The sequence below is a fragment of the Methylocucumis oryzae genome (assembly GCF_000963695.1).
GTDB lineage: Bacteria > Pseudomonadota > Gammaproteobacteria > Methylococcales > Methylomonadaceae > Methylovulum > Methylovulum oryzae.
In genome coordinates, this window is sequence record NZ_LAJX01000231.1 from 1 (window position 1) to 15,741 (window position 15,741).

A 15,741-nucleotide genomic window follows, 5' to 3' on the forward strand; every position below is an offset into this window, starting at 1 on the left:
CCTGCCGCTATTTTAATGGTATCGGTTGCCGCAACAGTTTCGGTGAGGTTAATGCTGTCTGCGCCAGCTCCGCCGATTAACACATCGCTAGCATTACCACCGGTTAATGTATCGTTACCTGAACCGCCATTTAACGTATTGGCGCTGGCATTGCCTATCAACGTGTTGGCTAGCGCATTACCTGAACCATTAATTGCATTCGTGCCGGTTAACGTCAATTTTTCGACATTAGCCGTTAAGCTATACGTCACCGAACTATTAACTTGGTCGATTTCACTGGCTAAGGTCGAGGTTTCAATGACGACATCACCGCTGTTATCAACGGTGTAACTATCTTTACCTAAACCACCGTCCATGGTATCTGCGCCTAGTCCGCCTGATAGCTTATTAGCGGCTTTGTTACCGGTTAACAGATTAGCTAGCTCATTACCGGTGGCATTAATGGCTTTATTGCCGGTTAAGGTTAACGCTTCCACTTGAGCTGGCAAGGTTAAACTTAGGCTAGCTAGAATCGTATCATTACCGGCATTCACGGCTTCAATCACTTTATCGCCTTTGCTGTCGACTACATAAGTATCGTTACCTAAACCGCCTTGTAACGTATCGTTACCGGCTTTACCGTCTAGTGTATTCGCGCCGTTATTGCCGGTAAGCTGATTCGCTAAGGCATTGCCGACACCGGTTAAGTCATTATTACCTTGTAGGTTTAGCACTTCTAAATTAGCGCCTAAGGTAAAGGCTATAAAGCTATTCACGGTGTCTATTTCGGTTTTCAGCGCTGAGGTTTCGCTAATCACATCGCCGAGTTGGTCAATAAAATAGGTATCATTGCCCAAACCACCGGTTAAAGTATCGGCGCCTTCCATGCCGTTTAACACATTAGCCGCGCTATTACCGGTCAGTTGGTTGGCGGCTTTATTGCCTTGACCATTAATCGCGCTATTACCGCTAAGCAGTAGATTTTCTAAGTTATTGCCTAGCGTAAAACTGACCGAGCTTGTCACATCGTCAATTTCGCTGGCTAATGAGCTGGTTTCAACGACTACATCACCACTGTCATCTACGACATAGCTATCATTACCTAAACCACCGGTTAACGTATCTGCGCCTTGACCGCCGTTAAGAAGATTAGCCGCCGCATTACCAGTGATTTTATTCGCTAGCACATTGCCAAACCCGTTAATCGCATTGCCGCCGAGCAACGTTAAATGTTCAACATTTTTAACCAGCGTAAACGTGACAACGCTTTCGACAGTATCGATTTCATTGGCTAGCGCTGAGCTTTCAATGACGGTGTCACTGGTTGAATCGACTTTATACGTGTCATTGCCTAAGCCTCCGATTAACGTATCGACGCCAGTACCCCCGTCTAACATATTGGCAGCATCATTACCGGTGATGCGATTTTTTAGGGCATTTCCCGTTCCATTAATTGCTTTATTACCGATAAGCGTCAAGTGCTCAACATTTACGCTTAACGAAAACGATACCGAACTGAAGACTTCATCGATTTCATTGGCTAGCGCGGACGTTTCCGTCACCACATCACCGGCATTATCAACGTTATAACTATCATTACCTAACCCACCTAGCAAGGTATCAGCACCGGCTTGACCGTCTAAACGGTTAGCCGCGTTATTACCGGTTATCAGGTTTGCCAAGTTGTTGCCAACACCGTCAATTGCTGTAGTGCCGGTTAATGTCAGTTGTTCGATATTGGCTGCTAAGGTATGAGTAATCGAGCTGTTAACTAAATCAATCTCATTGCTTAGCGTTGAAGTTTCCGTCGTCACATCGGCTACATCATCGACGGTATAAACATCGTTGCCTAAACCGCCTAGCATGGTGTCAGCGCCTAAGCCGCCGTTTAATTGGTTAGCGGCGTTATTACCGGTGAGCTTATTGTTTAATCCATTACCGGTGCCATTAATCGCATCGGTACCGGTTAATACTAAGTTCTCGACGTTATTGCCTAGAGAATAGCTAATACTGCTATTAACCACATCGAGTTCACTGCTTAGCGCTGAGGTTTCAATGACGACATCATTAGCGCTGTTAACCACATAGCTGTCATTGCCTAAACCGCCTATTAAGGTATCCGCACCGGTTTTACCATCGAAGACGTTGGCTTGTTCATTACCGGTTAGTTTATTATCGAGACTATTACCGGTTGCATTAATCGCCGTAACACCGATTAAAACGAGATTTTCTAATTGGCTACCTAGGCTATAACTAATCGAACTGAGCACGGTATCGCTACCTTCATCAGTGTTTTCAGTCACGACATCGCCTACCGCATCGACGATATAACTGTCATTACCTAAACCACCTAGTAGAGTATCAGCGCCAACACCACCATTTAGCACGTCATCGCCAGCTAAACCGCTGATGCTGTCTTGAAAACGCGTACCGGTTAATACATCAGCTTGCTCAGTGCCGTTTAATATCACGGCTGTAGCAGGTGCCGCGCTATCATCATCGATAATCGTCACGGTAGCTGAAGGCGTTGCAATCGTCGCATTAGCACTGGCAGTAAATAGGGAGACGGTAAAACGTTTCGGACGCTTCTGTTAAGATGTCGTCGGTTAAAATAATACGAATGGTTTTTACCGTTTCACCAGCAGCAAAATTTAACTGGCCGCTAGTACTAATCCCGTCATTATTAAAAACAGCGCTACCGTTACTGGTTTGATAATTGACCGTAACCGTATCGGTATTCGGTGCATTTAATGTGACTAACAGCTCAGCATAACCTTGGTCTTCGACCACTGTCACGTTACTCATGCTTATCGTTGAGCTGGTTACCGGTGTCTTATCGTTGTCATAAATGGCAATAGGTGTAAGACCATTGGCATTTAACGACGCTCCGGTCACATTAGTTACAGCGATAGTAAAGACTTCGGTTGCTTCGGCTAAACTATCGTTGTTGATGCCTATTGCCACGCGTTTAACTACCTCGCCAGGCTTAAACGCAATCACCGAAGGATAGCTAAAATAATCGCCATTATCCGCCGTTGCATTTTGCAAAATAAAATCAGCGCTAACCGTGGCCGTGCTAGGCTTGTCTAAGCTAGCGTTGACATAAATTAAGCTTGTGGTTTCATCGATGACGGTATCACTAAACGATAAAACCGGCGTACCGCTCACCGCATCGTTATCGATGATAGTGGCAATTGCCACCGGTTTGGCAATCGTTACGTTGGCGCTAGGGCTAAACAACGGCAAATTAAAACTTTCAATCGCCTCTACTGTGGTATCGTCTATCAATTTTATCGCAATCGTTTTCACCGTTTCGCCGGGTAAAAACACGAGTTGGCTATTCTCAGCTATCGCGTCGTTATTAAATATTGCTGTACCATTGGTCGTGGTGTAATTAACCGTTATGGTCGCATTATTGGGTTGATCTAAACGTGCGACAAATGTGGCATAGATATCGCCTTCATCGACGGTAATTGATTCCACTGAAATAGTGGATTTTGTAACAGCCGAACTATCGTTCGCGGCAATAATTGCCGTACCGGTATTATCCAGCATCGTCACGCCGGATAACTCACTTAAAACCATGTTAAAGCTTTCATCGCTTTCGGTAACCGTATCGTTGTTTAAAAATACCGTAACGGTTTTCGCGGTTTCGCCAGGTGTAAAATGAATCACGCCACTTTGAGCAACATAATCTGCTCCTGCTTTAGCACTATCGTCTTGTGTCGCATAAGCCATAGACACAACACTGGTAGCGGGTTTATCTAAGGTCACGACAAATTGAGCCGTGCGTGCGCTTTCATCTAGGACAACATCGCTAATAACTGCTAACGGAGTTCCGGATGTAGAGTCGTTATCAATAATCGTCGCAGTTGCCTCTGATTTAACTATCGTGGCATTACTTGGGTTAAATAATACCAAACTAAAATTTTCTGCCGATTCAACCTGGGTATCGTTGTTTAATAACACACGGACGAGCTTAACAGTCTCGCCAGGCGCAAAATTCAACACGCCTGACACGCCTACGCCGTCATTATTAAAAACCGCAGTACCGTTTTGCGTTTGATAACTGACTTTTACCAAATCGGTATTCGGCGCGCTCAAGCGCACTTCAAAATCAGCAAAGGTTTGGCTTTCACCGACGACAATATCATCGACGCTAATCGTAGAAACTGTCACCGAAGGCGCATCGTTTTCAGCAATGACTACCGTGCCAACAACATCTAATGCCGTCGCATTGACCAAATTAGAGAGTACCAAGTTAAAGCTTTCGGCTATTTCAAACACCGCATCGTTGATTAACGCGACAGAAACTGTTTTAACGGTCTCGCCCGGCGCAAAACTCAAACTGCCGCTACTTGCTACAAAATCTTCACCCGCTTTAGCACTAGTATTTTGCGTAGCATAGTCAAGCGACACCACTTGTGTAGAAGGCTTATCTAACGTAATGACAAAACGGGCTTCTCGGGTGCTCTCGTCAATCGTGTAGTCATTAATCGAAACAGTAGGCGTGCCGCTAGCCGCATCATTATCAATAATCGTCGCCGTCGCGACATTTTTAGCGATAGTGGCGTTGGCGCTGGCACTAAATAATTGCAAACTAAAATTTTCGGTGATTTCTTGAGCTGTATCATTCACCAGTGTGACTAATACGGTCTTAACCGTCTCGCCGGGCAGGAATGTTAACGCATTAGTGACACCAATCGCATCGTTGTTAAATATCGCCGTGCCGTTAGTGGTATTATAGTTAACGGTGACATTAGTGGTATTCGGCGTATCTAAGCGAATTGTAAACTCGGCATAGGTTTGACTTTCACCGACCACAATATCGTCGATTAAAATATTCGATATAGTCCCTGGCGTACTATCATTAGCGGCGATAATCGCTTGACCTACCGTATCTAACACCGTTGCGCCAGAAAGATTGGATAGCACAACGCTAAAATCTTCATCATTTTCCGCTAAGCTATCATTTTGTATAAAAACGGTAATGGTTTTAGCCGTCTCACCGGGTGCAAACGTCAGCGCACCACTGGTACTGGTAAAATCCGAACCCGCTTTGGCACTACCATTTTGCGTAGTGAAATTCATAGCCACCACTGATGTAGAGGGCTTATCCAGTGTTACGGCAAAACTCGCTTGGCCGCTGGCTTCATCTAACACTAAATCGCTAATCGAAACCACAGGCGTACCGGTAGCAGCATCGTTATCAATAATTGTGGCTAAACCGGAATTCCTTACAATAGTTGCGTTACTGCTAGGTGTAAACAACACCAAGCCAAAATTTTCACTCACTTCTGCTTGCGTATCGTTGTTCAATGTCACGCGCACCGTTTTAACCACTTCGCCCGGTGCAAACGTCAACTTACCTGAGGTGCCAAAACCGTCATTATTAAAAATCGCGGTGCCGTTTTGGGTTTGGTAACTTACCGTCACGGTGTCGGTATTCGGTGCATCTAGGCTAATGGTAAAGTCAGCATAGGTTTGGCTTTCGCCGACGACAATGTCGTTAATGCTTAACGCCGATACACTAATAGGTGTTTTATCATTGGCGGCAATTATCGCTGTGCCAGTTAAATCCAATGCGGTCGCACCGACTAAATTGCTTAACACTAAATTAAACGCTTCAGCGGTTTCGGCTAGATTGTCATTTATCAACGTCACTGTCACCGTTTTAGCCGTCTCTCCTGGCGCAAAACTTAAGCTACCGCTGCTGGCGACAAAATCAGAGCCTGCCTCAGCACTGCCATTTTGTGTGCTATACGTGAGCGACACCGCGTTAGCTGACGGTTTATCCAACGTAATGACAAAAACGCGCCACTTTTGCGCTCTCATCAATCACGTAATCATTGATAGATACAACGGGCGTACCAGCTTCTGCATCATTATCAATAATCGTTGCCGTAGCGACATTTCTGGCCAGTGTTGCATTAGCGCTGGCATTAAAAAAGTTGCAACGAAAAATTCTCAGCCGGTTCTACATTCGCATCATTGACTAAAGTCACGCGCACGGTTTTAACAGTTTCGCCTGGTGCAAAGGTGAGCGCGCTATTCACGCCAATCGCATCATTATTAAACGTAGCTGTACCATTGCTAGTGCTAAAATTCATCGTCACATCCGACGTCGTTGGCGCATCTAAGCGCACAATAAAATCGGCGTACACGTCGCCTTCACCTACCACAATGTCTTCGACTGAAATATTGGGCTTAGCCACCGCATTGGCGTCGTTTTCAGCAATAATCGCCGTACCGCTGGCGTCTAATACTGTCGCGCCGGAGACCTTCGATAAGGTCAACGCAAAATTTTCATCGGTTTCAGCTAACGTATCATTGTTTAACAATACTCTAACGGTTTGCGTGGTCTCGCCAGGCGCAAATACCAACGTGCCGCTAATGGCGGTAAAATCGCTACCTGCGACTGCCGTACCGTTTTGGCTGGCATAATCCATCGTAATAACATTGGTCGATGGTTTATCTAAGGTCACGACAAAGCTCACCACACCCTCCGCTTCATCGACAACAACGCTAGACACAGCAGCTATCGGCGTACCCGTTTCAGCATCGTTATCAAAAATCGTAGCCACCCCGACATTACGGTTAATCACCGCATTCGCGCTAGGCGTAGATAATTGCAGATTAAAATTTTCCGTCGCCTCAAGCGTTGAATCATTAGTAATAGCAATCCTAACGGTTGCTAACGTTTCGCCGGGTGCAAATCTAAGCGTACCGCTATTGCCTACCCCGTCATTATTAAAAATCGCGGTGCCATTACCGGTTTGATAATTCACGCTGACCACGTCGGTATTAGGCTTATCTAAGCTAATCACAAACTCAGCAAAGCCATCTTGTTCGGACACGACCACATCGCTAACAGTGAGCGCCGATTTATTAACAGCGGTAACATCATTAGGAGCAATCAACGCAGTAGCCACTAAATCAGGTGCCGTCGCACCAGTAACTTTACTTAACACCAGGCTAAAATTTTCCCAAGTTTCTGCTGCCGTATCATTTAGCACGGGCACCGTAATGGTTTTCGCGGTCTCGCCTGGCAAGAATGTTAAGCTGCCATTAATCGCCGTATAATCCGAACCAGCGCTAGCGCTACCGTTTTGCGTTTTAAAATCCAGCTTCACATTGCCCGTCGCTGGTTTATCCAACATCACGACAAATTGCACGCTACCGGCACTTTCATCGACGACGACATCACTGACCGTCAGTATCGGCACACCTGCGCTACTATCGTTATCCACAATGGAAATCACGGTAGAGCTATTGCCAATCACCGCATTACTGCTAGGCGTAAATAGATTAAACACAAAACTTTCTATTTGTTCCGCCGTCGCGTCGTTTACTAAACCAACTGCTAATTCAACCTGTGTTTCACCCGGATTAAAGGTCAATGTGCCAGAACTATTAACTAAATCAGTGCTAGCGCTAGCCGTTAAACCGCTGAGCGACCACTGCACCGTCACGGCCGTTGCCGCCGCTTCGCTAAGCTTAATCAGCAGCGTCGCAGTCGCATCTGCCTCATTGACCGTTAAATGTTGTGCAGAAATAACTGGGGTAGCCATATTTCCTCCTTAATAAGTTATTGTGGCGGAAAGCCACTTAATTTAATCGCATCTTTTGATAAAAAAACTTCATTAAGTCTAGCTTGGATAACACTCATAAAACAAACCAATATTTTTGTATTTCTATAAGCTTGCCCAATCGTTCAATTAGCCCAAAACCAAGTACACTATTCGTCTTAGATTCTGCTAATCTGAGCAAACCAATGTGAAATATTTACTTTTTTTAAAAGCAATTTTCGTTATACAGTTGGCACCTTATTGATAAATCATAGCCTTACTTCTAACCCTACAACGGAATAAATATGCGCCCACGGTTATTCAGTTCTTATTCACCTGCGTGGTATCGGTCATTAACGGTAATGATGTTGCTATTCGCCTCGTTCAACATCACCTATGCCGCCGATAAATTATTGTCATATAGTTTTGATGAAGGGACAGGAACAATCGCAACTAATGCTGGCATTATTCCAGAAGCAGACGGAAGTATTGTAGGCGCAAGCTATGTCGCGAATGATAGAACAGGTAGCGGTACGGCATTAAAACTAGCGGCCAGCAACGGCGTATTTTTTCAGCTAGGCCGGTTTAGATTAAATGGAAACCTCACTGTAGAAGCCTGGATTAAGCCTAGCACGTTAAACCAGATAAATAAACCGATATGGAGCTTATCCGGGGGCTTTAGTCTTATTTTTACTAGTGGTGGCAATATATTACATCCTCAGGGTGGCGATATTAGGGTTGAACTCAATATCCCCTATGAATATTACCCGAATTACGGAAGTAAATATCCCCCGGCTTTGCCGGGGGATATTTACTAATTCTTTAAATTTAGGGTTAAACGGACATGAGAACACACTATTTCTTATCATGTAATTTAAATTACGTTTTCTTGTTCTTAAGGCTATTTGCATCAAGCTGCATTTTACTTTTTGCAAGCTCACAGGAAGCAATAGCCGCAAATAAAATTCTGTCTTACGATTTTAATGAAGGCTCAGGCTCTACAGTTATCAATAGCGGTTTAGCCAACAATGCCAATGGCACCATCGAGGGCGCAAGCTATTTGCCGGATAACCGCACCGGTAGTGATTGGGTGTTAAATTTTAATGGTGTAGATTCTGTAGAAATACCAAATTATGTTAATCCCAGCGATCTTATCACCGTGGAAGCCTGGATAAACCCCGATGAGGAAGACGAATCCGTCTTGTTTAACAACGGATTACATATCATCTGGGACGATGGCTATCCGGGTGTAAGACTCGCCTTAGTCCATCATCAATTACTGTTTACTGTAGCCATGACTCCTAACACCGGTGGAATAAATCAAATCCAGGTGATGGGGGGGATAACGTGCTCAGGTCATTGGCAACATGTTGCCGGGATTTATGACGGCGCTAGCGCACGGATTTATATTAATGGCAAGGAAATTGCAAGAAACTCAAATTCGACTAGTTCACCAGGCAGTGGTGGAATACAAAATGCTTACATCGGGTCAAATTCTCTGACTTCTATTTTTGGATTTCATGGCAAAATCGACGACTTACATGTCTGGGATAGGGCGTTAACGGCAGATGAATTAGCCGCTGGACAAGCCAATACCGGAGAATGCGGAGGGGAAATTAATCAACCGCCTGTCGCCAATGCCGGAATTGATCAAGAAACTGAAATTGACTTTGATGAAGCTAACTACGCCAACATCATTCTGGATGGCTCCGGCAGCTTCGATCCCGATTTAGGTCCTAACCCATTGAGCTATCATTGGACACATATAGATTCACCTGACATTATCCCTGAAAGCAACTCGGCACTAACAAATTTTACTATCACCGAACCGGGTATTTACTCATTTAGTTTAGTGGTCAACGATGGATTAGCTGCAAGTTCACCAGATTTAGTCACTTATATCATCCATGAAAGTTGTGAAAGCGCTTGCTCAAATACAGATTCTCAATGCTCGATAAATTATTTAGGATGTTTTTTCTGACTGTAAAAATCGAGACACGTCATTAACAGCCAAAAAGCACCGAACAGCGCATAAACAATTCCAGCCTACTAACACTAATAATTTTATTCAGACTTTTAGAAATGTGCGGGATCGATTACTTGCGTCAACACCAGAAGGACAACGCTATATCGAACTTTACAACAATCACACCCGGGAAATCCTAAGTTTGCTGCTGGCCGACCCGAAACTAGCGGAAACAGGAATCACCGTGCTTACCGAATTAAAGCCCTTGTTTGACAAGCTACTGACAGGAAAAGGTATCGAAACTATCATCAGTTCCAAGCAATTGAACACCATAGATGCTTTTTTAAATATGCTTGTGAATGAAGGTAGTCCTGCTCTACAGAAAGATATTACGGATCTTAGGCTGAAATGGGGTGGTTTCGAGCAATTTGCTGGCAAGTCGATAATTGACGTCCAAACCAAAATACTTGGCCACGGCGTTTTCCTTCCACGTTTAAGCAATCCTTAACGGAGTATTAACAATGTCTACTCAGCCTTTAATGCCAATAAGCCTAGTGTTGTTTATCGCCGTATGGCCTACGCTTAGTCACGCTGCAAACCAAGCAGCACTGCAATCAAGCGTGGTCTTAGTCAACAGCAACAACGAAACAAACACGGCTAAAATCAACTTTTATCAGCAAGGCGTGTTAACCCACTCCGATACGCATAACCTAGCCGCGCATGGTGCCGTCGTTGTAGCCATGCCTGCGGCGGGCTTTAACGGCTCGGCGAGTGTTGAAGCGGAGCGTCCCATCATCGCCCATGCGCTAAGCACTCGTACCGATAAGAAAGCTATCGAAATATACAACGGTTCTATCACCGCATCAGAGCTGTATTTTCCTCTGTTCTGGCAACTTGCTAGTACCGGACAAAGCAGCCTAATTAGCTTACAAAATCCTAGCTCCGACAAAGACATTAAGTTTACTGCCCAATTTTTCGATAACTTAGGCAATAAAAACGCGCACGTTTACCAAAATACTGACACCGCTTGCTCGCTACGATTTAGATTCCAACAAATTATTCAAACAACAAGCGGTAGCCTTGAGTGTACACATTACTGCCGATAACGCCTTATCTGGCATCGAGCAATTGCGTTATGCTCGCGATACCGCAGCCGTAGAAGCGGTATTACCTGCTCTGGCCGATAATCAACGCTACTGGGTAAGTCCTATGGTTAAACAACAAGGTGCCAAAACCGCGTTGGCATGGACTGAATTAACTGTACACAACACAAATGAGCAACCTACCACCATCACAACGCTTTTTTATACTGATCAAGGCGTTTTTTAACCGCGCGTAAAAACAAAACGATTCCTGGCTTGGGTTCTGTCAAATTAAGCACAAATTCTCTAAAACCACTCAATTTTTAATGGCTATGCAGTTATTACCGGCAGTCATCTTGCTATACAAGCCGCTAATATACAGAATACTGGGCTGGCTATCGCAGGAAACGCCGCTGTTAACGAAACCCAGGCCGGTGCTCAATGGGCATGTACCCATATCAGCGTTAATGCGCAACCCACAAGTCTCAATCAAATACACCTGCTTAACTTAAGCAAACAAACCGAAACCATTCAGTTTGAACAGTTTGCCGCCAATACAGGGGTTAGTTTGGCAAAGCAGGATGTCACGCTAAAACCCAAGCAATTAAAAGCGTTGACATTAACCGCTACTAACGATAGCAACACATCTTCTATCTATTCTAACTTAGCCATGATTAGTGGCAGCGCCAACGCTAAGCTCATCGCCACCGTCAGCCAAGAAACTGCTAAACAAGGCGATGCCAGCTTTAACTGCCAGCGTCTTGCTACCAAGCAGTAGTTCACTGTCAACGCAGGTTCAAAGTGGATTGGCTTGTGCAGCCACGCAGCACAGTATTAGTTTCTTTGCTTTGCTGGAGTTAATGTATTCTTGATGTTGCTTTTCTAACATTGATGGATAGTTCAGCGAATATATGCCCATCACTATTTAACCTCGTATAAATAAAGTGCTTTTAATTCAGCCTATTAGTTTATAAGCAAAATAGGCAAGCTTATTGCTTTATTAATTTCAGTGAGGTGAATATGACAATACACATAAGTTCAATGATGCCAGATCGCTCTCTCGATGAGAGTCAGTTAATCCAAGCAATTGTAAAAATAGCCATGCTGTTGGCAAAAGCAAAAAAGGAACAAATACCCAAGACGCCATCGTTAGATATTATGTTTTTACTACCTAGCCAACAAGAGCAAGCGGCCTTTACTGGTTTACGCTTAACTTCGTTTGATAAAGCCAGTCAAACACTAACTATAGAATCTGCTGTGCCGGAAAAAAATGGTAGCCTCTACACACGCTCAGCGTTTTGTTATTGCGGTAATATTAGATGCGATTGATGCCGCCAAAGAGTTTTTTAACGAACAGAATATTCCTTTCAATCAAGCACAGTATTCAGCTTTAATTGAATTTATCGACCCTACTCGTCAGCCTACCGTGCATTAAGAACTAAATTGCAGCAGTCAATCAAGAAACCATTATTCAACGGTAACTAACCGCTAACGCCTCACTGCCATTAATTTAATAAATTATATTTATTTTTCAATAATATAGCTGTTGGATGTGCCGATGATAGGAGTGCATCGGGAGTAAAAACTCGACTGATGCGCTTCGTACCTCAGCGCATCCTATTTTTTATCGTTGCTTGGTATGACTCCATGATGCCCAACAGGAGCCAACCAACTATACGCACCGCCGCAGTCCTCATTATCTTTACCATAATAGCCATTACCAGAACTAAACCACTTTTGGAGGTCTTGATAAAACCAATACAAACAGAGGCAGGGCGTGGTAGTAATTTTTAATCGCTAGCCCATTTAGTTGATGCGGCTTGGTTCAGGTGCTTTGCGCTGAAAACGCAAATCAAATTTCCCGTAATCGTATAAAGCGATAAAAAACAGCAAACAGGCACGGTTTTTTGTTCATTCAGCCCTATTATGCCCATAAATTGTTGCCTAAATGAATCGCTTTGCTGTCACCAAGTATCCGCCACCGCTGCCACATCCAAACAATGGTAAGGCAATAAGTGGTATTTAGCGTTGTCGTCGTTTGACGGCTTGTCTTTTTGGGCTTTGCCTCAGTAGCGATAATAGGCGGCTTGTATGTCGTTAACCATGATGCTCTCGATGACAAAGTTGATTTATGGCTATTTCTTAACGAGAGTATTCTGTTTTCAGGCTAAAAATATAGTCATAAGCTACTCAATACGTTAGAATTTCCCGTATAGATAATAAGGTATAATTGCTCATTCAAGGCAGGTAAATGGAATGCTAACCAGAGAAAGTAAACATATTATTCATACCCGTGTGAAAGAATTTGTCTTACCACCTTTTCGCGATGGCTTGGTGCTAGGCAGAAACTCTCCGATAGGTAGTAAAGCGATGCGGCAAGCGCTTGAGCTGTTAGTCGCCACGCCGTTTGAGCCGATTGAGCTTGATAATGACCCTATTATTCAAGAAATCTTAGTTCGTAAAACCTTGTTAAGCAGAGTTCCTAAAGAAAAATTGATTGATTTTGTGCTTAAGTTTATTAAACCTGGCATGGCTGCTGATGAAATTTTATATCTTGAGTTAGATATCCAAATTCAATTTGAAGCAGAATTATAAACACCGTTTTGAGCCATTAATCTATGAAAGAACTCATCGCATCCGATGCTTTGGCAGAAAATGTAATTATCGTGCGCGCAGACGCAAGACCGGCGTTAAACCGGGTCGCCGGTTGTTTATATGCGGTATATTCCAGTCAACAACTCGGTGATGTTGAAGGTGTTTTTCAAGGTTTAGTAACTGACCGAGATATTTCAATTGCACCGCAACGGATTTTTGCCGATTTATTAGACCCACACCCTGTCAGCCCCATTTGTGAAGACGTGCAGCTCACCGAGGTTGAAAAACTGTTTGACAGCCCTGTCGATGCAATTGCGGTTATCGATAAACAAGGTGCTTTCATAGGTGCGGTTACGCGCCCCAGTGTATTACGCGCATTACTTAGGCGTGAGCGCGAGTTGTTAAACAAAACGCGTGAGTTAAATCAGCAAATTGCGACCGATCATCGTAATCTTGCTGCGTGGTCTACGCGGTTGTCTGAATTACACGCAGCGTCAAGAACCTTGCTAAGCGTGTTAGCGCATACCAATTTAGAGCACGATATTTTACAAACCGGTATTGAAGCATTAAGTAAATTATTGCAAGCGCGTTATGGCGCCATAGGTATTGTTTCTGAACAAGGCCAGCTAACGCATTTTATTCACACCGGTATTTCTGAACAAATCGTTAAACAAATAGGCCGCTTACCTGAGGGAAAGGGATTATTAGGCGTTGTGATTCATGAAAACACTGCGTTGCGTATAGAGAATATTGCCCAAGATGAGCGTAGTGCCGGTTTTCCTGACTTTCACCCTATGATGAAAACGCTATTGGCCGTGCCTATTTCCAATTTAGGTCGGGTTTATGGGCGTATTTATTTATGCGATAAGCTGGATGGTTCTGCATTTAGCGCAGAAGATGAATTATTAGCGATGAGCTTTGCCATGTCGTTATCGTTGATTTTAGATAATGCGCGTGAAGTTGAGGAAATAAAAGAAAATCAACAACATCTGTATCAATTAGCGCATTTTGATACGTTAACAAGCTTACCCAATCGAGAATTGGCTTATGACCGAATCCAGCAAGCGATAACTCAGTGTTATCGTCAACAATGTAAGCTGGCCATATTGTTTGCTGATTTGGATAATTTCAAACATATCAATGATTCGTTAGGACATTCGGTAGGCGATGAGTTATTAAAAGCGTGGCGCGCCGGTTGCGTGAAGGGATGCGTGAAAACGATACAGTGGCGCGTTTAGGTGGCGATGAGTTTTTAATTTTATTGCCGAGTATCGAGTCTGTGCATCATGTTATTGCGGTGGTACAAAACATTAAGACCATTTTGCAGCCAGTTTTTAGAATCGGCAATCATGAGATTTATATTACATGCAGCATAGGTGTTAGTGTTTATCCAGATGATTCAAAGCATTTAGAAGAATTATTAAGAGATGCCGATACGGCGATGTATCATGCAAAAAACTGTGGTCGCAATAATTTCCAATTTTTTACTACGGAAATGAATTTAGCGGTACAACGGCAAATGCGCTTAGTATCGTTATTAAGCCAGTCGCTAGAAAAGGAGTGTTTTTTTCTTAACTACCAACCTCAAATCGATTTATTAACCGGGCGCATGATAGGTGTAGAAGCATTGCTGCGTTGGCAAACACCTGAGTTAGGTTTGGTTTCACCCGCTGAGTTTATTCCTGTTACCGAGTCGTCTGGTTTAATTTGCGCAATAGGCGATTGGGTGTTAACGGCAGCTTGTCAGCAAGGCCGAGTCTGGTTACAACAAGGATGTCTGTTACATGTTGCCGTGAATTTATCATCGATACAATTTCATCAACATAATTTAGTGTCGAAAGTGGCTAATATTCTCGCTGAAACCGGTTTCCCAGCGCATCTTCTGGAATTAGAAATCACAGAAGGCATTATGTTAGCGGATAAAAACTCGGTGTTAACGACGCTAGGTGAATTAAAAGCGTTAGGGGTTCATATTTCGATAGATGATTTTGGTACAGGCTATTCATCGCTGAGTTATTTAAAGCGTATGCCGATTGATAAAATTAAAATCGATCAATCCTTTGTGCGCGACCTGGCTGATGACCCTAATGATGCCGCTATTGTGAAAGCGATTATTGCGATGACGCATGGCTTAAACCTTGATGTAATCGCCGAAGGCGTAGAAACTGAGGCGCAGTTAAGCTTTTTATTGAGTAGACAATGCCATAAAGCGCAAGGCTATTATTTCAGTAAACCGGTCAGCGCTGAGGCTATTAGTGAATTATGGCACGACAAGTCGTGTTGAATGCTTCAGGCAGTTATAGCTCAAATGGTCAAATTTTTTGGTTTAGGTAGGGTGCGCTGTGCGCACCTTTATAAGTTTTCATTAAAAATCAATGAAAAAGGTGCGTACAGCCCACTACGGCAACACAAGATACCAAATGTCACCGTTCAGAGTATATTCCTTTATGCTTATCGCGGGTTAGTCTACGGTAGGTTTTGGCTCAGTTACCGGTGGTAAACGCCATTTTGCTGAGCTTTTCATTTTTAATGAATTTTTGTTTTAAGCGCT

General features: G+C 43.7%; 11 protein-coding genes and 2 pseudogenes. 9 read left to right on the forward strand and 4 right to left on the reverse strand.

The features are described from left to right. From VZ94_RS18360 to VZ94_RS18370, 3 genes are all read right to left on the reverse strand, one after another. Positions 1-2,492 (reverse strand): beta strand repeat-containing protein (locus VZ94_RS18360; protein WP_131655627.1); only part of this gene is annotated, 2,492 nt, incomplete at its 3' end. 28 nt (positions 2,493-2,520) lie between these two features. Next, positions 2,521-5,814 carry a Calx-beta domain-containing protein gene (locus VZ94_RS18365; protein ID WP_045780333.1) on the reverse strand — a complete coding sequence of 1,098 codons (3,294 nt, stop codon included), beginning with the start codon at positions 5,812-5,814 and terminating at the stop codon, positions 2,521-2,523. Positions 5,815-5,921: 107 nt separating this feature from the next. After that, complete coding sequence (locus VZ94_RS18370; RefSeq protein ID WP_045780334.1) at positions 5,922-7,550, reverse strand: Calx-beta domain-containing protein; 1,629 nt, start codon at positions 7,548-7,550, stop codon at positions 5,922-5,924. Positions 7,551-7,852: 302 nt separating this feature from the next. Between VZ94_RS18370 and VZ94_RS18375 the strand changes: the two genes are divergently transcribed. The 7 genes from VZ94_RS18375 to VZ94_RS18405 all read left to right on the forward strand — a co-directional run bounded on the left by VZ94_RS18375 (position 7,853) and on the right by VZ94_RS18405 (position 11,924). Beyond that, positions 7,853-8,365 (forward strand): hypothetical protein, encoded by a 513-nt coding sequence (locus VZ94_RS18375; RefSeq protein WP_045780335.1) that lies wholly within the window; start codon positions 7,853-7,855, stop codon positions 8,363-8,365. Between the two features lie 71 nt (positions 8,366-8,436). Further along, positions 8,437-9,528, forward strand: coding sequence for a LamG domain-containing protein (locus VZ94_RS18380; protein ID WP_157844976.1), 1,092 nt, complete (start codon positions 8,437-8,439; stop codon positions 9,526-9,528). A 103-nt stretch (positions 9,529-9,631) separates the two neighbouring features. Then, positions 9,632-10,021 (forward strand): hypothetical protein, encoded by a 390-nt coding sequence (locus VZ94_RS18385; RefSeq protein ID WP_131655629.1) that lies wholly within the window; start codon positions 9,632-9,634, stop codon positions 10,019-10,021. 13 nt (positions 10,022-10,034) lie between these two features. Continuing rightward, positions 10,035-10,619: a hypothetical protein gene (locus tag VZ94_RS18390; protein ID WP_045780338.1), complete on the forward strand. Its 585-nt coding sequence runs from the start codon at positions 10,035-10,037 to the stop codon at positions 10,617-10,619. Next, positions 10,594-10,842, forward strand: coding sequence for a hypothetical protein (locus VZ94_RS18395; RefSeq protein WP_045780339.1), 249 nt, complete (start codon positions 10,594-10,596; stop codon positions 10,840-10,842). Before VZ94_RS18390 ends, VZ94_RS18395 begins: the two co-directional genes overlap by 26 nt. A 321-nt stretch (positions 10,843-11,163) precedes the next feature. Further along, positions 11,164-11,373, forward strand: a complete 210-nt coding sequence (locus VZ94_RS18400) for a hypothetical protein (RefSeq protein WP_045780340.1) — start codon at positions 11,164-11,166, stop codon at positions 11,371-11,373. A gap of 242 nt (positions 11,374-11,615) precedes the next feature. Continuing rightward, on the forward strand, positions 11,616-11,924 hold the full coding sequence (locus tag VZ94_RS18405) for a hypothetical protein (protein WP_239650064.1): 309 nt from the start codon (positions 11,616-11,618) through the stop codon (positions 11,922-11,924). Between the two features lie 635 nt (positions 11,925-12,559). On the opposite strand, the pseudogene VZ94_RS29635 reads toward VZ94_RS18405, so the two are convergent. Then, positions 12,560-12,622: pseudogene (locus tag VZ94_RS29635) on the reverse strand (hypothetical protein); the annotation flags it as partial. A 229-nt stretch (positions 12,623-12,851) separates the two neighbouring features. Between VZ94_RS29635 and VZ94_RS18415 the strand changes: the two are divergent. Both VZ94_RS18415 and VZ94_RS32510 read left to right on the forward strand, forming a co-directional pair. Further along, the gene (locus VZ94_RS18415; protein WP_045780343.1) at positions 12,852-13,190 is read left to right on the forward strand and encodes a hypothetical protein; all 339 of its coding nucleotides are present in this window, start codon (positions 12,852-12,854) and stop codon (positions 13,188-13,190) included. Between the two features lie 577 nt (positions 13,191-13,767). Further along, positions 13,768-15,471, forward strand: a pseudogene (locus VZ94_RS32510) (diguanylate cyclase domain-containing protein); the annotation flags it as partial. Positions 15,472-15,741 lie beyond the last annotated feature (270 nt).

What these genes read in the sequence shown, in the direction of transcription:
- VZ94_RS18415 (WP_045780343.1), top strand. Translation starts at nt 12,852, where the DNA reads ATGCTAACCAGAGAAAGTAAACATATTATTCATACCCGTGTGAAAGAA.
- VZ94_RS18365 (WP_045780333.1), bottom strand. Translation starts at nt 5,814, where the DNA reads ATGAGAGCGCAAAAGTGGCGCGTTTTTGTCATTACGTTGGATAAACCG.
- VZ94_RS18370 (WP_045780334.1), bottom strand. Translation starts at nt 7,550, where the DNA reads ATGGCTACCCCAGTTATTTCTGCACAACATTTAACGGTCAATGAGGCA.
- VZ94_RS18390 (WP_045780338.1), top strand. Translation starts at nt 10,035, where the DNA reads ATGTCTACTCAGCCTTTAATGCCAATAAGCCTAGTGTTGTTTATCGCC.
- VZ94_RS18405 (WP_239650064.1), top strand. Translation starts at nt 11,616, where the DNA reads ATGACAATACACATAAGTTCAATGATGCCAGATCGCTCTCTCGATGAG.
- VZ94_RS18375 (WP_045780335.1), top strand. Translation starts at nt 7,853, where the DNA reads ATGCGCCCACGGTTATTCAGTTCTTATTCACCTGCGTGGTATCGGTCA.